The organism is Micromonospora sp. NPDC049559, assembly GCF_040676675.1.
GTDB lineage: Bacteria > Actinomycetota > Actinomycetes > Mycobacteriales > Micromonosporaceae > JBFAPK01.
On record NZ_JBFAPK010000034.1, the window covers coordinates 1 to 23105 of the forward strand.

Below are 23105 nucleotides of genomic sequence, written 5' to 3' on the forward strand. Positions count from 1 at the left end.
TCCACCGGGCGGTTGGGGGGTTTTTCACTTCCGCCGTTGTCCCTCCCGCCGCCAAATCGCAACCGGCTCTCCGCCCACCCCCCCCCCCCCCCGGGGGGGGGGGGGGCGGGGGGGGCCCCCCCCGGCCGGGCGGACGGCGTCAGACCGGGGTGTCCTTGTCGAGCCAGTCGAGGATGGCGTCGATCGGCTCCCGCCAGCGGGCGTCGAGCATCAGGTCGTGGCCCATCCCCGGGAAGAGCAGCGGGGCCGAGCCGTAGCGCCGGGCCGCCCGGGTCAGCGCCGACGGCGGCACCACCCGGTCGTCGGGGCTGCCGAGGACCAGCACCGGCGGGTTGCCCACCGCCGCCTCCGGCTCCCGGTGCGTGAGCAGCTGCCACTGCGCCCGCTTGCCGGCCCGTCCGAGCCGCTCCAGGTACGTCTTCGCGGTCGCGTTCGGCAGCTCGCGGCTGAACAGCTGCCGGCGGCTCAGGCGCAGCGGACCGCCGACGACGGCCGGCAGGGTGCCGGCCGGGTTGCGGCGCAGCGCCGCGCCCAGCGTGCCCCAGCCGCCCAGCACCGGCGCCACCAGTACGCCCGCCCGGGCCGGGTACCGCGCCAGCGCGTGCGCCACGACCAGGCCGCCCGCGCCATGCCCCACCAGTACGGCCTGCCGGGGCAGGCTCGCCGCCACCTGGACCACGTCGTGCACGTACGCCCGCAGGGTGGCGCCCGGCGCGGGCGCGCTGCCGCCGTGGCCGCGCAGGCTCACCGCGTGCGCCGGGAAGCCCCGCCCCGCGGCGTGCTCCAGCCAGTGCTCCGCGAACGCCCAGGCGCCGTGCCCGAAGCCCGGTACGAACAGCACCGGCGGCTTCTCCTCCGCCACCTCCGGGGTGGCGGTCAGCACCTCCCGACGTACCGGCGGCACCGGGTGAGCCCAGTCCCGCGACCGGACGATCCGCGTACGGGGGCTCATCGGGCCACCTCCAGGTCGTCGAGGGTGCGCTGGACCGCCCGCAGGTAGTCGAGGTGGCTGACCTCGAACCAGTGCCGGGTGCTCTCCTTGACCTTGGCCGGGTTCCAGCGCCGCCCGGCGTCGGCCTCGATCCGGGCGCCGATCTCGCGGGCCCGCTCCGGCGCGGTCTCGCGCAGCCGGAGCCAGCGGGCGATCATCACGGTCTGCCAGTGGGTCAGCGGGAAGATGCCGGAGTCGGACTGGAGCAGGCCCGCCACGGCGAGGGTGGGATGCCGGCGCGGGAACGTGTTGAGGTAGAGAGTGGGGCGGCCGGAGGAGTCGGTGCCGAGCAGTTCCGGGGCGAGGAACTCGAACCTCGGCAGGTACCCGGTCGCGAAGACCACCAGCTCCGGCTCGATCTCGCTGCCGTCGGTCAGCTCCACGCTGTAGCTGCGGAACCGGGCGATGTCCGGTACGGGGGTGATCGCGCCATGCCCGACGTAGTAGACGAGCTGGCTGTTGACGATCAGGTGGGTCTCGAACGGCTTGTGGTCGGGGCGGGGCAGGCCGAACCGGGTCAGGTCGCCCACGGTCAGCCGCACCATCCGCTGGAACAGCCACTGCCGCAGCCAGAGCGGCAGGCCCAGCGCCAGCGCCTGGTCGCCGACCTGGTCGGCCGGGCGGCCGAGCAGGTACTTCGGCGCGTACCAGTAGCCCCGCCGGCTGGAGTGCCAGACCTTCGCGGCCTGCTGTCCCGCCTCGACCGCGATGTCGCAGCCGGTGTTGCCGGCGCCGACCACCAGCACCCGCTTGCCGCGCAGCTGGGTCGCGTCCTTGTACGCCGACGAGTGCATGATCTGGCCGCGAAAGTCGTCCAGCCCCTCGTAGCCGGGCAGCTTCGGCGACCAGTTGTGCCCGTTGGCCACCACCACGGCCGCGTACCGGGAGGTCCGCTCGGCGCCGTACCCGCCGGTGCTGCGCGTGGTGACGTCCCAGCGCTCGCCCTCGGCCGGTTCGACGCGTACCACCTCCGTGCCGAACCAGATGTGCGGGTGCAGGTCGAAGTGGTCGGCGTACCGCTCTAGATAGGACAGGAGCTGGCTGTGGTGCGGGTAGTCCGGCCAGGAGTCCGGCATCGGGAAGTCGGGGTACTGGGAGAGCGGCTTGGACGAGATCAGGTGGGTGCTGGCGTAGACGGGGCTGCGGTCGTGCCGCCAGTTCCAGGCGCCACCGACGCTGGTCTCCCGTTCGTAGCAGTCGACGCCGAAGCCGTGCTCCTTGAGGTTTTTGATGGCGGTCAGCCCGCTGGCGCCGGCGCCGATGACGCAGACCGTGTCACCCCGGTCGTAGACCGGGCGCCCGTCCCGCCAGAAGGTCGCGGCGCTGTCGGGGCTGTCAGGGTCGGTGGAGGTGGACACCGAAGAATTCTCCTTATCGGGCACGAGTGCCGACGTGGCTGCCGCATCCTCTCGACTTTCGTCATCCTTTGTCCAGCCCACGACGCGGTCGGCGGGCACCGATTTTCACCCGTCGACAAGCCGGGCCTTCCGACCCCACCACCGGACCGGGAATCGCCGGGGACCCGGGTCAGCGGGACGGCGGCAGCACCAGGTCGGCGAGGACCGGAAAGTGGTCGCTGGCCCGGCGGGTCTGTTCGGTGTCCACCGCGTCGTAGTCGACGACCTCGATCCGCCGGTCGACGAAGACCGCGTCGATCCGGTCGCGCGGCGCGGCGCAGGGGAAGGTGTACCGGTCGGTGCGGCCGGCGGCCGCCGCGGCGTCGGTGAGCCCGTCGGCGATGGTCCGCCAGGCGGCGCCGCCCGAGTTCTCGTTCAGGTCGGCGCCCACGATCACCGGCTGGTCCAACTCGCCCAGGTCCCGCTTGAGCAGGGCGGCCTGGCCGGGCCGCTCGGCGGGATCGGTGGAGAGGTGCGAACCGGCCAGCACGAAGCGGGCGCGCGGGACACCGACCGAGCACTCGGCGAAGACGGCGCCCCGCATGTGCCGGCCCGGGGTGAGTGGGAACTGCCGGTACCAGGCCCGGTGCACCCGTACCCGCAGGCTGGTCAGGAGCAGGTTGCCCAGCGACGGCAGCCCGCCGGCGGCCACCACCAGACCCAGCCGGTCGGCCAGGGCGGCGCACCGGTGCCGCCACCGGAACCGGCGCGGTCCCTCCTGCACGATCACCACGTCGGGCTCGGCGTCGCGGACCACCGCCGCGAGCGCGGCCACGTCGTCACGCTGACCGTGGATGTTGTACGACAGCACCCGCAGCCGTACGCCCGTGCTGTCGTTCCCGGCTGGCTGCGCCCGCGTCACGGCCCACCCCTCGCTCGTCGCCGTGGACTACCGTCGCCGCGCCAGGTCGGCGGCGCCGATCATCCCGGCGGTGTTGCCCAACTCCGCCGGCCGGACCTCGGCCACCGGCAGTCTGCCACGTTGCGCCAGGGCGTCCACATAGGACCGCTGGGTGGGGCCGAGCAGCAGGTCACCCGCGTCGACGACGCCGCCGCCGATCACCAGTACCTGCGGGTCGAGGATCTGCACCATGTCGGCGAGGCCCATGCCGAGCCACTTGCCGAGCTGGGCGAACGCCTCGGTGGAGACCGGATCGCCGGACTTCGCCGCCGCGGTCACCAGCGGACCGGTGATCGCCTCGACGTCGCCGCCGGCCAGCTTCAGCAGCCCCTCCGCCCGCTGCGGCTCCTGCCGTGCGCCGGCCCGGGCGAAGCGGACCAGGGCGCTGCCGCTGGCGTACTGCTCGATGCAGCCGAGCCGGCCGCAGCCGCACGGGTGCCCGTCCGGTACCGCCAGCATGTGGCCCAGCTCCGCCGCGACGCCGTGCGCGCCGCGTACCAGCTCGCCGCCGAGGACGATGCCGCCACCGACCCCGGTACCGATGGTGAACATGATCATCGAGTCGTCCGCGTGCCGGGCCGCGCCGTACCGGAACTCGGCCCAGGCCGCCACGTTGGCGTCGTTCTCCACGATCGCCGGCAGCCCGACCGCCGACCGGACGTGGTCGCGCAGCGGCTCGTCCCGCCAGGCGAGGTTCGGGGCGAAGAGCACCTTCGAGCGACTGGCGTCGATCCAGCCGGCCGCGCCGATGCCGACCGCCTCGATCTCCCGGCCGGCGGCCAACTGCTGCACCACCTCGACGATGACGTCGCGGGTCTTGGCGACGTCGTCGGCGGGCGTGTCCCGGCGGGTCTCCGCCAGGACGTTCCCGCTCACGTCGACCACGCCGGCGGCCACCTTGGTGCCACCCACGTCGACTCCGATGGTCAGCGTCACCGCTGCCGCTCCCCTCTGCTGTGCTGCGCCTACCGCCACCAGGTGGCACCCGGCCACCGGCGGTACGGCTGGTGTCTGGTCAGGCCCCGTCGCCTCGCGCGCCGTCGCCTTCGGGGGCGGCCGGCGCCCGCGTCGCCGGCACCACCGGACGTACCTCGGCCCGGTGGGCCGCCGGGCCGGTTTCGGCCGGCACCGCAACCGCGGTCGCCTCCGCGGACCGGGCCGGCGGGACGTCGCTGTCCGCACGGGTCGCGGCCGCCCAGACGTCCGGCTCCGGTTCCGGCTCTGAATCATGCCTGCTACCGGGGGTGTCCCGCCAGGTGCCGTCGCTCGGCGCCGGGGCGCTCGCCTCGGCGGCCGGGTCCGCGCCGTCCGACCCGGCCGCGGCGCGGGTGGCCGGGCCCCAGGCGTCCTGGTCGGCGGCGCGCGCTGCCGGGTCCGCGCCGTCCGGCTCGGCCGCGGCGCGGGTGGCCGGGCCCCAGGCGTCCTGGTCGGCGGCGCGCGCTGCCGGGTCCGCGCCGTCCGACCCGGCCGCGGCGCGGGTGGCCGGGCCCCAGGCGTCCTGGTCGGCGGTGGGGCGGGGGTTGGCCGTGGCGAGGGCGCGCAGCAGGCTCGCCACCCCGGCGGCGAAGTCGCCCGCCCCCGTGGCGAGCCGCTCGGCGAACTCGGGGCTCGGGTCGCGCAGCGCGGCCATGACCCGGCAGATCGGGCAGACGCAGCACTCGGGGTCACCGGTGGCGAAGCCGCCGGAACTCCCGCCGCCGCCGGCGGCCGTGGATCCGCCCCCGGCGGCCGTCGGGCCGGAGACCGGGCCGAGCCAGCCGGAGATCACGTCACCCAGCGGACCGAGCGGGTGCGACCGGATCGGGTTGTGCCCGGATGCGGCCAGGCGCGCGGCGGCGAGCGCCGTGGCGACCAGGCGCTCGGCCTCCTCGCGGGCCGAACCCGGATCGATGCCTGCCATGCCCGGCTCCTCCGCCCGCGTCACAGCGCCGCGCTCTGGGTTTCTACCCGGCGCTTGAGCTGCTTCAACGCATTATCCATGATCATTTTCTCGGCCTTGCGGCGGAACATCCCCAGCATCCCGACCGAGAGCTCCACCTCGAGCGTGTAGGTCACCGTCGACGTGCCGTCCGGGTTCGGCTCGATGTCGTACGACCCGGTCTGCGACTTCTGCATCCGGGAGGGCCCCTCCAGGCGCCACTCGATCCGGGAGATGTCCTCGGCGTACTCGTAAACCAGCGTGTACTCGTCGGCGAGCACGCCCGCGTCGAGTGTGAACCGGACCTGGCTGGCGTAGCCGTCCTCGTACTCCTCCAGCACCTCGACCCGCTTGACCGCCTCCGCCCACTCCGGGTAGCTCGCGAAGTCACAGATCACCGCCGCCACCCGCTCCGGGGGCGCGTCGATGACGATCGACTGGGTGGAGGAGTCCGCCATGCTGGGCAGGCTACCGCGTCGATGGCGCCGCGCGACGCGGCGGCTCGGTCCGGCGGCGCCCGCCCGGATCGTGACGCCGCGACCGCCCGGATCGTGACGCCGCGCCCGCCCGCCCGGATCGTCACGCCCGGTTCGCCCGGCGGGTCGGGCCGCCCGGCTGAGCGGCCCGACCGGGACGCCGGTAGGTTCGAATGGCCGAACCCGGCGAACCCGGCGGGCCGGCGGCCAGTGCGAACACGAGGGAGTGCAGGTGCGCGAGTTCTCGGTACCCCCGGTTGTCACCGTCGGCGACAACGCCACCCTGACCGATCCGGTCTGGGACAACGCCGAAACCGCGCCGGAGACGGTGCAGTTCGTCCGGCGCGGGCCGGACGGCGGGCTGGTGGACGTCACCTGCCGGCAGTTCCGCGACGAGGTGGTGGCCGTGGCCCGCGGGCTGGTCGCCGCGGGGATCGAGCCGGGCACCCGGGTCGGCCTGATGAGCCGGACGCGGTACGAGTGGACCCTGGTCGACTACGCGATCTGGGCGGCCGGCGCCGTGACCGTACCGATCTACGAGACCTCCAGCGCCGAGCAGATGGCGTGGATCCTCGCGGACTCGGGCGCGCGGGCGGTGGTGCTGGAGAACGACGAGCACGCCGGGAAGCTCGCCAAGATCCGGGGCCGGCTGCCGGAGCTGCGGCAGGTCTGGCAGATCGAGGACGGCGGGGTGGCCGCGCTGGTCGCCGGGGGCGAGCCGGTCGACGCCGCGGAGATCGACGTACGGCGCAAATCGGTCAAGTCCTCGGATTGCGCCACGATCATCTACACCAGCGGCACCACCGGACGCCCGAAGGGCTGCACCCTGACCCACCGCAACATGCTCTCCGACATCTGCAACGCGATCCCGGTGCTGCCGCACCTGTTCAACGCCGGCGCCTCGACCCTGCTCTTCCTGCCCCTGGCGCACTCGTTCGCCCGGCTCATCCAGATCGGCGTGGTGCAGGCGCGGGCGACCATGGCCCACACCGCCGACGTCAAGAACCTCGTGCCCGAGCTGCAGGAGTTCCAGCCGACCTTCCTGCTCTCGGTACCCCGGGTCTTCGAGAAGGTCTACAACGGCGCGGTGCAGAAGGCGCAGGCCGACGGCAAGGCCAAGATCTTCGCGCAGGCCGAGCGGGTGGCGGTCGCGTACAGCGAGGCGCTGGACACCCCGTCGGGGCCGGGACTGGGGCTGCGGCTGCGGCACCGGGTCTTCGACCTGCTGGTCTACCGGAAGCTGCGCGCCGCCCTCGGCGGGCGCTGCCGGCACGCCATCTCCGGCGGCGCCCCGCTCGGCCCCCGGCTGGGCCACTTCTTCCGGGGCATCGGCCTCGCCGTGCTGGAGGGGTACGGCCTGACCGAGACCTCCCCGGCCGTCGCGGTGAACCTGCCGTCGGCCACCCGGATCGGCAGCGTCGGCCGGCCCCTGCCCGGCGTGACCGTCCGGATCGCCGACGACGGCGAGATCATGCTCAAGGGCGACGTGGTCTTCGGCGGGTACTGGAACAACCGCGAGGCGAGCGCCGAGGTGCTCACCGGCGACGGCTGGTTCCACAGCGGCGACCTCGGCCGGCTCGACGACGACGGGTTCCTGAGCATCACCGGCCGGAAGAAGGAGATCATCGTAACGGCGGGCGGCAAGAACGTCGCCCCCGCCGTGCTGGAGGACGCCGTCCGGGGCCACCTGCTGGTCAGCCAGTGCGTCGTGATCGGCGACGGCAAGCCGTTCATCGCCGCGCTGGTCACCATCGACGAGGACGCCTGGCCGAAGTGGCTGGCCGAGCACGGCCACCCGGCCGGCACCACGGTCGAGCAGCTGCGCGACGACCCGGAGCTGAAGGCCGGCGTGCAGGAGGCGATCGACGCGGCCAACGAGGGGGTCTCCCGGGCCGAGGCGATCAAGACCTTCCGCATCCTGCCCCGGGATCTGACCGAGGCGGCCGGGGAACTGACCCCGTCGCTGAAGGTCAAGCGGGCCGTCGTGCATGAGACATACGCTGCGGAAATCGCCGATATCTACAAGAGCTGACTACCATCCGTCAGGTGCCCGCCTCCACATCCGCCCGGCCCCACCCGCATCCGCTGGCGGCCGCCTCGCGCCTGGTCATGCTCGCGCTGGTGGCCGTACTCAGCTTGATCGCGACGCACGACGTCGGGCAGCTGCGCTGGATCGCGCTGCTCGCCGCCGCCGGCATCCCGGCCCTGGTCGCGTCCGAGCACCGGATTCTCGGGCCGCTGGGGCGGGTTGCCGAGGTGATCATCGTCGGGCTGGCGGCCAGCCAGGTGGCGGCGGCGGCAATGATCAACGGCGGCTGGGGGGCCTCGGCCATCCTGCCGTACCTGGCCGTACCGCTGACCGTGGCCGCCATGCGGCGGCGCTCCACCGAGGGCGTCGTGCTGGTCGTGATCGCGGCGGTCACGCTCGCGCTCAGCGGCGCCTTCCTGACCGACCGGCCGCAGATCGGGCAGCTCGGCTACCTCGCCGTCTGCCTCCAGTGGCTGGTCCTCGCCCTGGTCGGCACCGTGGCCGCCGGCACGATCCAGCGGATCATCCAGGTCCGCGGCGAGAGCCGGCCGCAGCCGTACGCCGAGGCGACCCGGCTGCTCACCCAGCTGCGCAGCGTCGCCCGGCAGCTCCCCGGCGCCACCCTCGACCCGGGCGGCATCTCCGAGCACCTGCTGGAGGAGCTGCGGGTGGTGGCCCGCGCCGACCGGGCCGCCGTGCTCTCCGCCAGCGGCGGCGGCCGGCTCGTGGTCCTCGCCCAGATGGGTGTGGAACGGGTCGACTGGGAGACCACGCTCGACGCCGACTCCGCCATCGCCGAGGCCTGGGCCAGCCAGCAGCCGCAGACCGCGCACCGGTCACAGGCCCGCTCACACGCCGGCGGGGACGTTTCCGCGCTGGTCGTACCGCTGGTCGCCGGGGTCCGTACGGTCGGGCTGGTGACCCTGGAGGCCGACGTGGCCAACGCCTACCCGCCGCCGGTGGTGGCCCGGGTCACGGCGCTGACCGGCCCGGCGGCGCTGCGACTGGAGGCCGCGCTGCTCTTCGACGAGGTGCGCTCGCTCGCCACGAACGAGGAACGGCAGCGGTTGGCCCGCGAGATCCACGACGGGGTCGCGCAGGAGTTGGTGATGGTCGGGTACGGCATCGACAACGCGCTGGCCACCCTGCCCGAGGAGGCGAAGGAGACCGCCGAGGAGCTGCGTACGCTGCGCGGCGAGGTGACCCGGGTGATCACGGAGCTGCGGCTGAGCCTCTTCGAGCTGCGCAGCGAGGTCGACCGGCACGGCGGGCTGGCCGCGGCGATCGCCGAGTACGCCCGTACCGTCGGCGCCTCCGGCGGGTTGCGGGTGCATCTGTCGCTCGACGAATCGACCGCGCGGCTGCCCGCCGCGACCGAAGCGGAATTGCTGCGGATCGCCCAGGAGGCGGTCACCAACGCTCGAAAGCACGCCGGAGCGAGTAATTTGTGGGTCACCTGTGCCGTCGATCCGCCATTTGCGGAAATTGAAGTGTCGGATGATGGTCAGGGCATCGCTGACCAGCGCCCCGACGGGCGGTACGGTCTTGCGATCATGGCGGAGAGAGCGGAACGTATCCGAGGCCGGTTGGAGATCCGACCACGAGAGCCGAGCGGCACGACCGTCGCGGTGGTTCTGGGGAGCTCGCCCCGGCGCGATAGCGTGCGCGATAGCGTCACCGCACCAGAAGGGGAGTAACCCGAGCATGACCACCAGCCCCACACCGACAGCTCGTACCAAGGTCCTGCTTGTTGACGATCACGACTTGATTCGCAAGGGCCTGCGGCACGCGTTCGAGCGGGACCGGCAGTTCGAGGTCGTCGGCGAGGCCGCCACGGCGGCCGAGGGGGTCCGGCAGGCCGGCGCCCTGCAGCCCGACGTCGTGATCATGGATCTCCGCCTTCCCGACGGCAGCGGCCTGGAGGCGACGCGCGCCCTGCGCAAGTCGAGCGCCACCATGGGCATCGTGGTGCTGACCATGTACGCCGGTGACGACCAGCTCTTCGGCGCGCTGGAGGCCGGGGCGAGCGCCTTCGTACCGAAGACGGCCCCCGCCGACGAGGTCGTCGCCGCGGCCCGGCACGCCGCCTCCTCCCCCAGCGCGTTCACCGCCGCGGACCTCGCCGAGGCGATGAAGCGCCGGCTGGCCCCGTCCGGCCCGCAGCTCTCCCCCCGCGAGGGTCAGGTGCTGCGGCTGCTCGCCGACGGCATGAGCGTCGCGGGCATCGCCAAGCAGCTCTTCGTCAGCGAGTCGACCGCGAAGACCCACATCTCGAAGCTCTACGAGAAGCTCGGCGCCGCCAACCGGGCCCAGGCCCTGATGACCGCGCTCCGGCTCGGCCTGCTCGAAGCCCCCGACGCCCCGAAGTTCTGAGCCCGGACGGCCGGACCCGCACCGGATCCGGCCGGCCCTCGCACCAGGTCGGTTCCGCGGGCCCCGGGGCGATCGACGACGTATCCGGCGAACGGTGGCCGTCCCTGTCCGGGGACGGCCACCGTTTCCCGTCCTGGCGCCGCCGGGGACGCGGGTTCCCGTCCTAACGCCCGGAGGGGACGCGGGCGGGGACGGCGCGGCCGGTGAGCCGCCGGATCGCCAGGTACGCCTCGCAGCCCAGGCAGAGCCCGAACGCCGCGTTGAGGAACGCCGCCGCCAGCGCGCCGGCGCCGGCCACCACGCCCACCACCGGCGCGCCGCCGAGGTAGCCGACCGCGGCGACCAGGGCGAAGGCCAGCCCGACGAGCTGCGCGAACCGGACCGGCGCCACCGGTTCCAGCTCCGCGGGCGGGCTCAGGCGCGGCCGGACCAGCGCGCGGAAGAGCAGCCCGTACGGGCCGCGACGCGGGTCGGCGGCCGTGACGGCGAAGACCACCGCCTGCGCCAGCGCCAGCCAGCCGGAGCCGGTGATCAGGACCAGGGCCAGGACGACGGTGGTGAGGGCGGCGGCGAAGCGCGGCCCACGAGGATCGACAAGCATGGTTACCCCTGTACGGGAGGGCGACGGGACCGGAGACGGGCGGATCGGCCACCGGACGGGCGGCGACCGGAGGCGCGGCTGCCAGCGGCGTGGCTACCAGTGGCGTGGCTACCGGGCGGGCTGTCAGTGGCGGGCGAGGCCGCCGGACGTGGCTACCGGGGCGGGCTGCCAGTGGCGTGGCTACCAGGGGCCCGGCCGTGGTGGCAGCCGCCGAGAAAACGGAGGCCACGGCAGCGGCCGGCGCGGAAACCGGTGGCCGCGCGGCGAATGGCGGTGCGCGACAGGCGTGCCTAGCGACAGAGGCTGACGCAGAGGTGGCCGTGGTCGACGGTGCGGCGCCGGGTCAGGCGCACTCCCCCGCTCGACCGCACGCCGCTCGACCGAACGACGACCGAGCCGCTCGCGCGGGGCGTACGGCGACTCATGGGCGGGCGCCGGAGAGCAGGGGCGCCAGCGCGGCGACGACCTGGGCCTTGGTGGGAACCCCGGCGGCCCGCTGGACGATCCGGCCGTCGGCGTCGACCACCAGCACGGTCGGCGTACGCCAGATGTCGAGGGCCCGGACCGCGTCGAGGTGGCTCTCCGCGTCGACCTCCACGTGCCGTACGCCCGGCAGCAACCCGCTCACCTCGTCCAACATCCGGCGGGTGGCCCGGCAGGGGGCGCAGAACGCCGACGAGAACTGCACCAGGGTGGCCGGTACGCCCGGCTCGACGCCCAGCCCCGCGAGCACGCCGGACTCGACCGGGGCCGCTACCGGCGTCGGCGTCGCGGGCCCGGCCGGAGCCGAAGCCGGCGTCCCGGGTCGGGCCGGCGCCAGGCCAACGGGTGCCGGGCCAACAACGGGTTCCGGGCCAACGGGTTCCGGGCCGGCGACCGGTCGCAACCGGCCGTCGCGCCGCTGGCCCCAGAGCCCGAATCCGGTGGCGACCGCGAGCACGGCCACGACCACCAGCGCCCCGGCCAGCGTGGGACCTTCCACGGTGCCCACTCTGCCACGCCGCCGGTGGCGCCGACCAGCGCCACCGGGGCCGCCGCCGCCCCGTTCCGCCGTACCGGCGCTTCTCCCCCGTCGCGTTCTTCCGGTCGTACGGGCGCTTCTTTCCGCCGTACCATCGCTTCTTCCCGCCGGCCGGCGGCGTCCCGCGCCCCCGGCGGGGCCGGCGGCGCCTGATCGTGGTCTGGCTACGACGGCAGCGGGCGGGCAGAATACCGGGGAACACCGGACGGTCAACAAACCAACACGCTGTCGACAAGAGGGGCAAGTATGCGGCGGCCGGAGTGGGCACCGGAGAGCATCGACATCGAACGGCCCAGCGTGGCCCGGATGTACGACTACTACCTGGGTGGGTCGCACAACTTCGCGGTCGACCGCTCCGCCGCCCAAGCCATGATCGCCGCCGTGCCCGACGCCCCGCTGATGGCGCAGGCCAACCGGGCCTTCCTCCGCCGCGCGGTGCAGTACCTCGCCGGTGCCGGCATCCGGCAGTTCCTCGACATCGGCTCCGGCATCCCCACGGTCGGCAACGTGCACGAGATCGCGCAGCGGGTGGAGCCCGACGCGCGCGTCGTCTACGTCGACGTGGACCCGGTGGCCGTGGCGCACAGCCGGGAGATCCTGTACGGCGTCAGCGGGGCGACCGTGGTGCAGGAGGACCTGCGCCGGCCCGACCGGATCCTCAACCACCCCGAGGTACGCGAGCTGCTCGACTTCGACGAGCCCATCGCGGTCATCGTGGTCGCGGTGCTGCACTTCATCCCGGACTCGGACGACCCGCGCGGGATCCTGGCCAGCATCCGGCGTGCGCTCGCCCCGGGCAGCTACCTCGTGCTGTCCCAGGCCACCGACGACGGTCGTACGGACGGGGAACGGGAGGACGCCCACCGGGTCTACCGGCGCACCGACAACCCGCTCTTCATGCGTACCCGCCAGGGGCTGACCGACCTCTTCGACGGGTTCGACCTGCTCGACCCGGGCGTGGTCTGGGTACCCCACTGGCGACCGGACACCTTGGACAGCACCGAGGACGCGCATCGCGCCGTCTTCATGGGTGGAGTGGGACGGCTCGGTGACTGACCAGGGCAACGAGGCCGTCCCCGCCGCGCCCCGACCCGGCCCGGCCACCTTCGCCCGCGCCTGGGCCAAGGCGGTGACCGGCACCAGCTACCTGCCGATGACCCAGCAGCAGCTGGAAGCGCTGCTGCGCGACCTGACGGTACGCCTGGCGGAGGCGCTGCAGGCCGAACCGTTCGACCTGCGCGTCGGGCACCAGGTCGGCGGGGACCTCGTCGCCGCGCACATCGCCTCGGCGGAGGGGCTCGGCCGGACCATCGAGGTCATCCACCTGCGGCTGCTGCGCGACCTCGGGCTCTCCGGCGAGGACATGCAGGACCGGCTGGCCCGGCTGCTGGCCACGGTCGCCACCGGCTACGCCCGCGCCCTGCGCAACCGCACCCTCGACGAGCAGGAGTCGATCCGGCGCGCCGGCATGGTCGCCCGGTACCAGGCGGAACGGGCGCTGCGCGAGAGCGAGGCCCGCTTCCGCCACCAGGCGACCCACGACCCGTTGACGGACCTGCCCAACCGGACGCTCTTCACCGAGCGGCTCACGGCCGCGATCAGCCGCCCGGCGCGGCCCGACGCCCGCCTCGGCGTCTGCTTCGTCGACCTGGACCGGTTCAAGGAGGTCAACGACACCCGTGGGCACCAGGTCGGCGACCTGCTGCTGGTCTCGGTGGCCGAGCGGCTGCGGCACGCCGTCGCCGACCACCTCGTCGCCCGGCTCGGCGGCGACGAGTTCGTCATCCTGGTCGAGGAGACCACCTGCACGGACGACGTACTGAAGGTCGCCGACGCGGCCCTGGCCGCGATCGCCACGCCGTCGCTGGTCGGCGGTCACGAGATCACCGTCTCGGCGAGCATCGGCATCGTCGAGGGACCGGTGGCCGGTACCTCCCCGGGCGACGTGATGCGCGCGGCCGACATCACCCTGCACTGGGCGAAGACCTCGGGCCGGGGCCGGTGGTCGGTGTTCGACCCGGAGCGCAACGAGCGGGAGGTACGCCGGTACGCCCTCTCCGCCGCGATGCCCGCCGCCCTGGAGCGGGGCGAGTTCTACCTCGACTACCAACCGCTCGCCTCGCTGGCGGACGGCCGGGTACGCGGGGTCGAGGCGCTGGTCCGCTGGCGCCACCCGGAGCTGGGGACGTTGCGGCCGGACAGTTTCATCGGGCTGGCCGAGGAGACCGGCCTGATCGTGCGGCTCGGCGAGTGGGTGCTGGCCGAGGCCTGCCGCCAGGCGCGGGAGTGGAGCCGGCTCAGCCCGGCGGCCCCCTTCGTCAGCGTGAACCTGGCCGTCCGGCAGGTACGCGGCGCCGGCCTGGTGGACGAGATCGCCGGCCTGCTGGAGCAGACCGGGCTGCCGCCCGACCGGCTGCAACTGGAGATCACCGAGAGCGCCATGATGAGCGCCACCGGCGAGCCGGTACGCGCCCTGCGGGTCCTGGCCGACCTCGGCGTACGCATCGCGATCGACGACTTCGGCACCGGCTACTCGAACCTCGCCTACCTGCGTAACCTCCCGGTGCACGAGCTGAAGGTGGACGGTTCGTTCGTGGCCGGACTGCGCGCGCCGGCGAGCGAGCCGGCCAGCCGCACCGACGAGCGGATCGTGGCCACGCTGGTCTCGCTGGCGCACGCGCTGGACCTCACCGTCACGGCCGAGGGAGTGGAGACCGCCGGGCAGGCGGAGCGGCTGCGCGCGATCGGCTGCGACGCCGGGCAGGGCTGGCACTTCGGCGAGCCCGCGCCGCCGTCGCGGATCACCGAACACCTCCGCCAACTCCCCGTCACGGCGGCCTGACCGCGACGGTTCCCCCGGCGGCCTGCGGCTTTCCGGTCAGCCGCACGGCACGACCCGGGCGATGTGATCTCGATGGTGGCATAGTGCTGGTCGTGCGACTCGCCATCGACTACGGCACCTCGAACACGGTGGCCGTGCTGCGGTGGCCGGACGGCCGGACCCAGCAGCTGCTCTTCGACGCGTCACCGCTGCTGCCCTCCGCCGTGCAGCTCGGCCCCGGCGGACAGCTGTTGACCGGTCAGGACGCGGTGCGGGGTGCCCGCAGCGGGCCGGACCGGTACGAGCCGACCCCGAAGCGCCGGGTCGGCGAGGCGGAACTGCTGCTCGGCGGGGTCGGCGTACCGGTCGGCGACGCCATCGCCGCGACGCTGCGCCGGGTCGCCGAGGAGGCCGCCCGGGCGGCGGGGCAGCGCGTCACGTCGGTGGTGCTCACGCACCCGGCGGGCTGGGGGCCGACGCGCCGGCGGGTGCTGGTCGAGGCGGCCGTCCACGCCGGACTTCCGGCTCCGACCCTGGTACCGGAGCCGGTGGCCGCCGCGGCGTACTTCACCACCCTGCTCGGCCACCAGGTGCCGCCCGGGAGCCAGGTTGTCGTCTACGACCTCGGCGCGGGGACCCTCGACGTCAGCGTGGTGGCCCGCGGCGCGGACGGGTTCGAGGTACGCGGCATCGGCGGGCAGGACGACTTCGGCGGGATCGACCTCGACGCGCTGCTGGTCGAACGGGTGGCAGCGGTAATCGAGCGGCACGATCCGGCCGCGCGACGCCGACTGGAGAGTCCCGCGAGCCCGGAGGAGCGCCGGGCCTTCCGGACCCTCTGGGACGACGCCCGGGCCGCGAAGGAGATCCTCTCCCGCCAGACCAGCGCCACGCTCTACGCGCCCTTCGTGGACCAGGAGGTGCTGGTCGGCCGGGAGGAGTTCGAGCGGCTTGCCCAGCCCCGGCTGCTGGCCACGGCGCAACTCACGGTCGACGTGATGCGTACCGCCGGGGTGGCGCCGGCCCAGCTCGCCGGGCTCTTCCTGGTCGGTGGCGCCTCCCGGGTTCCGCTGGTCGCCACCACCCTGCACCGCGTCGGCGGGATCGCGCCGGTAGTGCTCGAACAGCCCGAGATCGTGGTGGCGCACGGCGCGCTCGTCGCCCCGACCGGCCCGTCCACGATGGACGATCCGGCGGAGCCCACCGCTCCGCCGGAACCCGCCTCTCCGCCGCCGCCGGGCGGTCCCCCGTCGTCACCCGGCTCGCCGTCACCCGGCTCGCCGCCGGTGAAACGCCCGGCCTCGCCTCGGGCGGCGCTGGCGGACTCGTTCACCGGTACGGGCGACCGGGGCGGCGCCGGCCGTACCCCGCCGGCCGTGCGCTGGGTGACCGTCGCGGCGGCCGCCCTGGCGATGCTGGTCGGCTTCTTCGGCCTGCCCTGGATCCGGACCTACACCGGGCAGGGCCACGTCGACGTCGGGTACCTGGAGGTCGCCGCGCACGCCGGAACGGGCCTGCCCAGCGAACCGCTCGACCTGTGGCGCTACCTCTACGCCCACTGGCTGGGCCTGCTGCTGGCCGCCGCCGCGATGGCGATCGCCGTGGTCACCATCGCGGCGGCGGGCAACGGACCGGGTCGGCCGCCCCGGTGGACCCTGCTGTCCTCCGTCGTGCTGGTCGCGCTGGCGTTCCTCGCCTTCATGGCCATGCCCAGTCCGCCCGCCATCGGGTCCGCCCCCGGCCTCGGCAGCCTGGTGAGCGCCGGCGGCTACCTGCTACTCGCCCTGGCGTCCCCGGCCCGCTCGGCGAAGCAGGACGCCCGGGCACCGCGGGCCTGACGAACCTTCGCCACGCGGCGCAACTGCCGAGCGCGCCGACCGGGCAGACCCGTGGCAGGGCCGAGGACGGACGAGATCAGGGACGGCGCGCCGGTGGCGTCCCTGATCCCGAACGGGTCAGGCCCGGCCGGCACGCGGGCGGCGGCAGACGCGATCCCGGACAGGCCAGGCCCAGGCGGCAGACGCGATCCCGGACAGGCCAGGCCCAGGCGGCAGACGCGATCCCGGACAGGCCAGGCCCAGGCGGCAGACGCGATCCCGCGCGGGTCAGGCCCGGCCGGCGCGCGGCGCGGCGGGGAAGCCGTGCGTCCGCGCGGCGACCACCACGACCAGCACCGGGACCAGCAGCAACAGCACGGTCCACGGGAACGAGTCGGCGCCGAGGGAGTCGAGCAGGATGCCCCCGGCGACGCCGCCACCGGCCATCGCCGCGTTCCAGAGCGTGACCAGCATGGCCTGCGCCGCATCCGCCGCGTCGCCGCCCGCGTCGCCCGCCGCCGTCTGCAGCAGCGTCGGTACGCCGCCCCAGCCGAGCCCCCAGAGCGCCGCCGCGAGGTAGACCAGGGTGGTGCTGCCGGACGACAGCGCCAGGATGCCCGCCGCCACCGCCACGAGCAGCGTGCTGGCGATGGTGAGCGACCGCAGGTGCCGGTGGATCCGCGCGCCCACGATCCAGATGCTGACCAGGCAGGCGACGCCGAAGACCAGCAGCACGAGGTCGGTGGCGTCGCCCATGCCGAGCCGGTCGAGGAAGGTGGCGAGGTACGCGTACAGGATGGTGTGGGCGAGTACGAAGACCAGCGTGACGAAGAGGACCGCGCCCACGCCGGGCACGGTGACGGCCCGCAGCATCGGGCTGCGGCCGCCCGCCCGCTGGCCGGGCTGGTCCGGCACCACCGCCACGGTCCAGACGATCAGGACGACGGTGAGCGCGCTCATGGCCAGGAACGCCACCCGCCAGCCGAACGCCTGGCCGAGGAAGGTGCCGGCCGGTACGCCGAGCGACAGCGCGACCGGGATCCCGGTCATCGCGATCGCGATCGCCCGGCCCTGCGACTCGACGGGGACGAGCCGGCGGGCGTACCCGGCCAGCAGCGCCCAGGCGAGCCCGGCGGCCACCCCGGCGACGAACCGGGCGACCATGGTCAGCGGGAAGTTCGCCGAGACCGCGGTAACGGTGTTGGCGGCGGCGAAGCCGACCACCGCCGTCAGCAGCAGCCGCTTGCGCCGCCAGCCCGCCGTGGCGGCGGTGAGCGGGATCGCCGTAAGCGCCGTACCGACGGCGTAGATCGTCACGGACTGCCCCATGGCCGACTCGCCGACGCCCAGGTCGGCGCTCATCGCGGGCAGGACACCCGCGGGCAGCGTCTCGGTCAGGCTGGTGATGAAGACGGCCGTGGCCAGCGCCAACAGCGCCGACAGCGGAAGCCGTCGGCGCTGGTCGGCGGCTTGCGCGCCGGCCGGTTCGAGGGTGTGGTTACGCATGCCGCGTATGCTCAAACCCTCACACTTATGTGATGGTCAAGCCGGGTTCACCGTACGGCGGGAAGAGCGAGGTGACGGCGTGCGCATCGGCGAACTCTCGAAGCGCACCGGCACGAGCCGGCGTCTGCTGCGCTACTACGAGGAGCAGGGACTGATCGTCGCAGACCGCTGCGCGAACGGCTACCGCAGCTACGACGAGCGGTTCGTGGACCGGGTGTTGCAGATCAGGGGGCTGCTGGAGGCCGGGCTGCCGACCCGGATCATCAAGCAGATCCTCCCGTGCCTGGACAAACCACGGGTGATCCACTTCTCCGACGCCACCCCCGAGATGCTCGCCACACTGGAGCGGGAACGCGACCGGATGACCGAGCGGATCGCCTGCCTGACCCGCAACCGGGACGCGGTGGCGGAATACCTCGACGCGGTACGCGCCGGCGACCGCCAGGCCGCCACAACGCCGTGACGCCCGGGGCGCCCGGTCCGCCAGCAGCTCCGTCAGCCGCTACGCCCGTGACGCCCGGTCCGCCAGCAGCTCCGTCATCCGCCGGGCCTGGGTCTCCCAGCGCCACTCCCGCTCCACCCAGGCGCGTCCGGCGGTACCCATTCGCCGGGCCAGCTCGCGATCGGTCAGCAGGGTGGCGAGCCGGTCGGTGAGCCGCGCGAGGTCGCGCCCGTCGACCACGTAACCGGTCTCCCCCTCCCGGACCGCGTCGGGCGCGCCGCCCGAGTCGCCGGCCACCACCGGCAGCCCGCAGGCCGAGGCCTCCAGATAGACGATGCCCAGCCCTTCCACGTCCAGGCCGCGCCGGCGGGTGCGGCACGGCATCGCGTACACGTCGCCGGCCGCGTAGTGCGCGGGCAGTTCGGCGCCGGGCACGGGACCGGTGAAGACGACGTCGCGCTCGACGCCGACCCGGCGGGCCAGCTTCTCCAGGGTCGCCCGGTACGGGCCCGTACCGACCACGAGCAGCGCCGCGTCCGGTACCCGGCGGCGCAGCTCGGGCAGGGCCCGGATCAGCGCGTCCTGGCCCTTGCGGGGTACCAGCCGGGAGACGCAGACCACCACCGGCCGGTCGGCCAGCCCGTACCGGGCCCGGACCGGTCCGCCGTCGACCCCCGGGTGGTACGCCTCGACGTCCACCCCGGGCGCGAGCCGGCGCAGCTCGGTCAGCCCGCCCAGGACCCGCTCCAGGCGTACCCGGGTGTACTCCCCCAGGTAGGTGAGGACGTCGTTCTGCCGGGCTATCCGGCGCAACAGCGCGCGTGCCCCGGGCAGCGCCGCCCAGCCGATCTCGTGCCCGTGGGTCAGCCCGACCGCCCGCTCGACCCCGGCCCGCTGCCGCAGGGGGCCGGCGAGCAGCCCCAGCGGCGCGGCGGCGCCGAACCAGACGGTGTCGCAGTGGTGGGCCTTGGCGAGTTCCACCGCCCGCCGGGCGACCCGGGCCGTCGGTAGCAGCATCTTCGTCGGCTCGCGGACCACCTCGAACGGCTGGTCGGCGTCGAACTTCTCCGCTCCGGGCCAGGTCGAGGCGTAGACCAGCAGCGAGCCGGGCGGCTGGCCGAGGGCGAGCTGGTGCACGAAGGACTGGATCCCGCCCAGCCGGGGCGGGAAGTCGTTGGTGACCAGCAGGGTCCGTCCGGCGGTCGTGCCGTCCGGTGCCTGGGCCGGGGCGGGTACGCTCGCGGGCCCGTCCGGTCCCGGTTCGGTGCGGTTCACTTGCCGGCTTCCCTGGCGTAGGCGCGGGCGGCGGCCATCCGCTCCACGGTGGACGGGTGGGACGCGGAGTAGAGGTACTCCCAGCGGGGCGGATCCGGGTCGGCCAGGTTGACGGTGGAGAGGCGGCGCTGCATCGCCTCGAAGGCGGCGGGGTCGCCGGTCAGCGCGAGCGCGTGCGCGTCGGCCCGTGCCTCGACGCGGCGGGAGACCAGGGCCTGCGCCGGCCCCGCCACCAGGCCGACCGCCGTCACCACCGCGATCATCAGCGGCAGCGCCCGGGGTGCCGCGATCGAGTCCACCCCGGCGGCCCGCAGCAGCCCGCCCCACGAACCGAGCAGGTAGAGGGCGACGACCGCGGCCGCGGCGCCGAGGGCGCCGGTCAGCGTGCCGGTGAACACGTCCCGGTCCTTGGCGTGGCCCAGTTCGTGCGCCACCACGCTGGTCACCTCCTGCGGCGACGCCTCGCGCAGCAGCGTGTCGTAGACGACGATCCGGCGGGTCGGGCCGAGGCCGGAGACGTACGCGTTGACCGCCCGGGTACGCCGTGACGCGTCGGCCACCAGCACGTCGCGTACCGGTACCCGGTCCCGGGCGGCGAGCTCGGTCAGCTCGGTGCGCAGCGGTCCCGGTTCCATCGGGGTGAACCTGTTGAAGACCGGCTCGACCAGCACCGGCAGGATGAACGAGAGGAGCACCACCAGCGCCGCCGCGCCGGCCGCCCCGAGCGCCCACCACCAGCGCGGCGCGAGCCGGGTCACCGTGTAGAAGCCGAGCAGCGCCGCCGCGCCGATGACGGCGCTGACCGCGTACGACTTGAGCAGGTCGGCCGTCCAGCCGCCCCAGCCCTGCGTGGAGAGCCCGTACCGCACCAGCACCGTGTGCCGCCAGGCGGAGAAGGGCAGGGTGACCAGGTCGGCGACGAGCAGCACGGCGAGCCCGCCGAGCACCGCCTGCGCGATCCAGTGGTCGCCGAACGGGCGGCCGGCGAGCCCGACCAGCCGGGCCCCCAGCGGGGTCAGTCCGAGTACCAGCGCGGCGAGCAGCCCGATCGCCAGGGCGCCGTAGCTGCCGGGGCGCAGGTCGGCGTGGAACGCCCGGCCGCGGGCCACCTCGGCGGCGGGCAGCGTCCGGAGGGCGGCGAGTTGGTCGGCGCGGGGCGCCGGAGGCCGGTGCCAGGGCACCAGGAGCAGCGCGGTGACCGCCAGCGCGACCACGAGCCCGGCGAGGGTGACGACGGCCCAGCCGCGCGGCGTCACGCCGTCCCGCCCCTGCTCTGCCCGGTCATGCCCGGTCACTCCTCCCGTCGTCGCCCTGCGCCGCACCGCCCGGCCGCATCGCCCGCGTCGGCGCCGGCCCATCCTATGGCCCGCGACGCGTCGGCGGCCGGCCCACCGGCGCGGCAGGCCGAGCCGGAAGCACGGCGGGCCGCAGAGATGTGGGCACGCGCCAGGAAGGCATGGGCACGGCGGGCCGGAGCACGGCGGGCCGGAGCACGGCGGGCCGGAGCACGGCGGGCCGGAGCACAGCGGGCCGGAGCACAGCGGGCCGGAGCACAGCGGGCCGGAAAGGCGCGGGCGAGCGAGGAAGGGCTTGGAGCGGGCCGGCCCGCGAGGGGGCGTCAGGCCACGTGGTGCCGGCGGTGCGGCCGCCGGGCCGGGCGCAGCGCCGGTCCCCCGCTCTGCCCGAGCACCTCCACGTCGAAGCCGGCGCGGGCGAACGTCTCGATGGCGCGCAGCTCGGCGCCGGTGAGCCGGGTGTCGTGCCCCGGTCCGTCCCGCTGCGGCGTTCGGGGCGGCTCGGTGACCAGGGCGTTCATCATGCACCCGGCGCAGGCGGCGCCCCGCACGGTGCAGCTGTCGCAGTCGATCAGCATGGTGCCTCCACTCCTCGGCGGTACGCCGGCGCACCGCGTCGACGTCCCCTCCGGCACCCGGGAGGCGGTCGTGTCGCAGCCCGGCCACCGTCGGTTACATCGACGCTAGGACAGGGGTACGACAAGACCAGCGACGCGGGCGCCGGCGGGGCGCCCGCCGGACACGGAACGCGACGGACGGAACCGTCAGGAACGGGAGAGGCGGCGCAGCAGGGCGTCGGCGCCGAGCGGGTACGCGCCGTGCCGACGTACCCCGTCGGCGACCTCGCGGTCGGAGGAGACCACCACGAGCGGCCGGCCGGCGGGCTCGGCCCGGACCAGTCGGCGGATCAGGTCGTCGGCGGTCTCGCCCTTGCGGCTGAAGAGCACCCGCACCCCGCGCGGGGCCGGCGGCAGTCCGTGCACCCGCTCCGCGCCGTCGAAGACGACGGTCACCTCGTCGCCGGTCTGCGCGGCGATCCCGCCGAGACCGGTGATCAGCCGCTTGCGCTGCTGCTCCAGCGACATCTCGCCGAAGCCGCGCTTGGTCACGTTGTAGCCGTCCACCAGCAGGTGGGCCCGGGGCAGGGCGAGCAGCTCGTCCAGGCGGGCCGGGTCGTCGGTGTCGCGGGCGCGGGCCGCGGTGGCGGCGCCCGACTGGGGTGGCTGGTCCGCGTACGCCTCGGCCACGAAGTCGGCCGGCAGCCGGTCGGCCGGGTCGAGCGCCAGCTCCCGCCGCAGCCCGACCGCGGCCCGGCCGATCGTCTCCAGCAGCAGCCAGAGCCGGGCGTCGTCGACCGAACGCGCCTCCCGGGCGGTGTGCCGGGCCGCGCCCGCGACGGTCTCGGCCTCGGCCAGCCGGGCGCGCAGCCGACGCAGCTCGGCGTCGTGGTCGGCGTTGGCGCGGGCGGCCCGCCCCTTCTCGGTGGCGAGCATCTCGGTCGCCTTGCGCTCGCGGGCCTGCGTCTCGCGCAGCGTGCGGCCCAGCACCCGGGCCTCCTCGCGCAGCTGGCCCAGTTCCTCCCGGACCCGGGCCAGCTCGTCGCGGAGCTTGTCGGCCTCCACCCGGGCCACCGCCCGGTCGTGCTCGGCCCGGGCGGCCCGCTGTTCGGCCTCGCGGATCGCCTCCGCGACCAGAGCCTGGTCCGCCTCGGCGCGCACCTCCGCGCCGGCCGCCTCGACCAGCTCCCGCCACCCCGGCGGGCGTACCAGGTAGGCGAGCGCGGCGACCTCGACCGGGTCGGCGGCGGCCGGGGCGGCGCCCTCGACGACCGCGGCGCCCAGCTCCCCCGCCTCGGTGAGCACCCGGGCGGCGACCCGCTGCCGGAACAGCGGGTCGGCGCTGAGCTGCGCCGCGATGGCCGGTCCGCCGAGCCGGGCCCGGCGGTTGGGTGTGAACCGGGCCACCCGCCGCAGCGGGACCGGCAGTTCGTCGCCGGGCAGCGCGGTGAGCACCGCGGCGGCGAGGGTCACGATGCGCTGACGGACCGGCTCCGGCAGTGTGGGTTCGGGGGCCGAGTCGTGGTCGGCGGCGAGGTCGTGATCGGCGGCCGGGTCCTGCTCGGGGGCGTGCGACGGATCGGAGGTCTCGGCCGTCTCGGGCCCGGCACCGTCCGCTCCGCCGGCGGGCGTGGCGGCGGCCTCGCCGGGGAGGCGGCCGTCAGACGGATCGGTGAGGGGCATGG

The 23105-nt window shown here is 74.8% G+C and carries 19 protein-coding genes and 1 pseudogene; 7 read left to right on the forward strand and 13 right to left on the reverse strand.

Annotation, left to right across the window (positions count from 1 at the left end; translation table 11 throughout):
- Positions 1–139: 139 nt before the first annotated feature.
- From AB0J86_RS29155 to AB0J86_RS29180, 6 genes and pseudogenes are all read right to left on the reverse strand, one after another.
- On the reverse strand, positions 140–952 hold the full coding sequence (locus tag AB0J86_RS29155; RefSeq protein WP_363860843.1) for an alpha/beta fold hydrolase: 813 nt from the start codon (positions 950–952) through the stop codon (positions 140–142).
- Positions 949–2349 (reverse strand): NAD(P)-binding domain-containing protein, encoded by a 1401-nt coding sequence (locus AB0J86_RS29160; protein WP_363860844.1) that lies wholly within the window; start codon positions 2347–2349, stop codon positions 949–951. The genes AB0J86_RS29155 and AB0J86_RS29160 overlap by 4 nt, the downstream gene beginning before the upstream one ends.
- 169 nt (positions 2350–2518) lie before the next feature.
- Complete coding sequence (locus AB0J86_RS29165; protein ID WP_363860845.1) at positions 2519–3250, reverse strand: endonuclease/exonuclease/phosphatase family protein; 732 nt, start codon at positions 3248–3250, stop codon at positions 2519–2521.
- Between the two features lie 27 nt (positions 3251–3277).
- On the reverse strand, positions 3278–4225 hold the full coding sequence (locus tag AB0J86_RS29170) for an ROK family glucokinase (RefSeq protein ID WP_363860846.1): 948 nt from the start codon (positions 4223–4225) through the stop codon (positions 3278–3280).
- 571 nt (positions 4226–4796) lie between these two features.
- Positions 4797–5189 (reverse strand): annotated as a pseudogene (locus tag AB0J86_RS29175) (hypothetical protein); the annotation flags it as partial.
- 20 nt (positions 5190–5209) lie between these two features.
- A complete protein-coding gene (locus AB0J86_RS29180) occupies positions 5210–5665 on the reverse strand; it encodes an SRPBCC family protein (protein ID WP_363860847.1) in 456 nt (151 codons plus the stop codon).
- Between the two features lie 250 nt (positions 5666–5915).
- Here AB0J86_RS29180 and AB0J86_RS29185 point away from each other — a divergent pair, with 250 nt between their 5' ends.
- Genes AB0J86_RS29185 through AB0J86_RS29195 form a run of 3 tightly spaced genes read left to right on the forward strand, consistent with a single transcriptional unit; the run spans position 5916 to position 10085 of the window.
- The gene (locus tag AB0J86_RS29185) at positions 5916–7715 is read left to right on the forward strand and encodes an AMP-dependent synthetase/ligase (protein ID WP_363860849.1); all 1800 of its coding nucleotides are present in this window, start codon (positions 5916–5918) and stop codon (positions 7713–7715) included.
- 14 nt (positions 7716–7729) lie between these two features.
- Complete coding sequence (locus tag AB0J86_RS29190) at positions 7730–9409, forward strand: GAF domain-containing sensor histidine kinase (RefSeq protein WP_363860850.1); 1680 nt, start codon at positions 7730–7732, stop codon at positions 9407–9409.
- A gap of 7 nt (positions 9410–9416) precedes the next feature.
- Complete coding sequence (locus tag AB0J86_RS29195) at positions 9417–10085, forward strand: response regulator transcription factor (RefSeq protein WP_363860851.1); 669 nt, start codon at positions 9417–9419, stop codon at positions 10083–10085.
- 163 nt (positions 10086–10248) lie between these two features.
- Here AB0J86_RS29195 and AB0J86_RS29200 read toward each other — a convergent pair whose 3' ends face one another.
- Complete coding sequence (locus AB0J86_RS29200) at positions 10249–10686, reverse strand: DUF4395 domain-containing protein (RefSeq protein WP_363860852.1); 438 nt, start codon at positions 10684–10686, stop codon at positions 10249–10251.
- 421 nt (positions 10687–11107) lie between these two features.
- Positions 11108–11668, reverse strand: coding sequence for a thioredoxin domain-containing protein (locus tag AB0J86_RS29205; protein ID WP_363860853.1), 561 nt, complete (start codon positions 11666–11668; stop codon positions 11108–11110).
- Between the two features lie 285 nt (positions 11669–11953).
- Between AB0J86_RS29205 and AB0J86_RS29210 the strand changes: the two genes are divergently transcribed.
- The 3 genes from AB0J86_RS29210 to AB0J86_RS29220 all read left to right on the forward strand — a co-directional run bounded on the left by AB0J86_RS29210 (position 11954) and on the right by AB0J86_RS29220 (position 16366).
- Entirely contained in the window at positions 11954–12763 is an 810-nt protein-coding gene (locus AB0J86_RS29210; RefSeq protein ID WP_363860854.1) for an SAM-dependent methyltransferase, read from the forward strand.
- A gap of 97 nt (positions 12764–12860) precedes the next feature.
- On the forward strand, positions 12861–14549 hold the full coding sequence (locus AB0J86_RS29215) for a bifunctional diguanylate cyclase/phosphodiesterase (protein ID WP_363860916.1): 1689 nt from the start codon (positions 12861–12863) through the stop codon (positions 14547–14549).
- Between the two features lie 83 nt (positions 14550–14632).
- Positions 14633–16366 (forward strand): Hsp70 family protein, encoded by a 1734-nt coding sequence (locus AB0J86_RS29220; protein ID WP_363860855.1) that lies wholly within the window; start codon positions 14633–14635, stop codon positions 16364–16366.
- Positions 16367–16633: 267 nt separating this feature from the next.
- Here AB0J86_RS29220 and AB0J86_RS29225 read toward each other — a convergent pair whose 3' ends face one another.
- Positions 16634–17851 carry an MFS transporter gene (locus tag AB0J86_RS29225; RefSeq protein WP_363860856.1) on the reverse strand — a complete coding sequence of 406 codons (1218 nt, stop codon included), beginning with the start codon at positions 17849–17851 and terminating at the stop codon, positions 16634–16636.
- A 79-nt stretch (positions 17852–17930) separates the two neighbouring features.
- On the opposite strand from AB0J86_RS29225, the gene AB0J86_RS29230 reads away from it, so the two are divergent.
- On the forward strand, positions 17931–18314 hold the full coding sequence (locus tag AB0J86_RS29230) for a MerR family transcriptional regulator (protein ID WP_363860857.1): 384 nt from the start codon (positions 17931–17933) through the stop codon (positions 18312–18314).
- Between the two features lie 39 nt (positions 18315–18353).
- On the opposite strand, the gene AB0J86_RS29235 is transcribed toward AB0J86_RS29230, so the two are convergent.
- From AB0J86_RS29235 to AB0J86_RS29250, 4 genes are all read right to left on the reverse strand, one after another.
- The gene (locus AB0J86_RS29235) at positions 18354–19481 is read right to left on the reverse strand and encodes a glycosyltransferase family 4 protein (RefSeq protein WP_363860917.1); all 1128 of its coding nucleotides are present in this window, start codon (positions 19479–19481) and stop codon (positions 18354–18356) included.
- Between the two features lie 83 nt (positions 19482–19564).
- Positions 19565–20824: a M48 family metallopeptidase gene (locus AB0J86_RS29240; RefSeq protein WP_363860918.1), complete on the reverse strand. Its 1260-nt coding sequence runs from the start codon at positions 20822–20824 to the stop codon at positions 19565–19567.
- A gap of 362 nt (positions 20825–21186) precedes the next feature.
- Positions 21187–21441 (reverse strand): hypothetical protein, encoded by a 255-nt coding sequence (locus tag AB0J86_RS29245; protein WP_363860858.1) that lies wholly within the window; start codon positions 21439–21441, stop codon positions 21187–21189.
- Between the two features lie 186 nt (positions 21442–21627).
- Positions 21628–23103, reverse strand: coding sequence for an NYN domain-containing protein (locus AB0J86_RS29250; protein WP_363860859.1), 1476 nt, complete (start codon positions 23101–23103; stop codon positions 21628–21630).
- Positions 23104–23105 lie beyond the last annotated feature (2 nt).

Coding starts and splice junctions, on each gene's coding strand:
- AB0J86_RS29155 (WP_363860843.1), bottom strand. CDS start 952: ATGAGCCCCCGTACGCGGATCGTCCGGTCGCGGGACTGGGCTCACCCG.
- AB0J86_RS29250 (WP_363860859.1), bottom strand. CDS start 23,103: ATGCCCCTCACCGATCCGTCTGACGGCCGCCTCCCCGGCGAGGCCGCC.
- AB0J86_RS29210 (WP_363860854.1), top strand. CDS start 11,954: ATGCGGCGGCCGGAGTGGGCACCGGAGAGCATCGACATCGAACGGCCC.
- AB0J86_RS29200 (WP_363860852.1), bottom strand. CDS start 10,686: ATGCTTGTCGATCCTCGTGGGCCGCGCTTCGCCGCCGCCCTCACCACC.
- AB0J86_RS29195 (WP_363860851.1), top strand. CDS start 9,417: ATGACCACCAGCCCCACACCGACAGCTCGTACCAAGGTCCTGCTTGTT.
- AB0J86_RS29180 (WP_363860847.1), bottom strand. CDS start 5,665: ATGGCGGACTCCTCCACCCAGTCGATCGTCATCGACGCGCCCCCGGAG.
- AB0J86_RS29215 (WP_363860916.1), top strand. CDS start 12,861: ATGACCCAGCAGCAGCTGGAAGCGCTGCTGCGCGACCTGACGGTACGC.
- AB0J86_RS29245 (WP_363860858.1), bottom strand. CDS start 21,441: ATGCTGATCGACTGCGACAGCTGCACCGTGCGGGGCGCCGCCTGCGCC.
- AB0J86_RS29225 (WP_363860856.1), bottom strand. CDS start 17,851: ATGCGTAACCACACCCTCGAACCGGCCGGCGCGCAAGCCGCCGACCAG.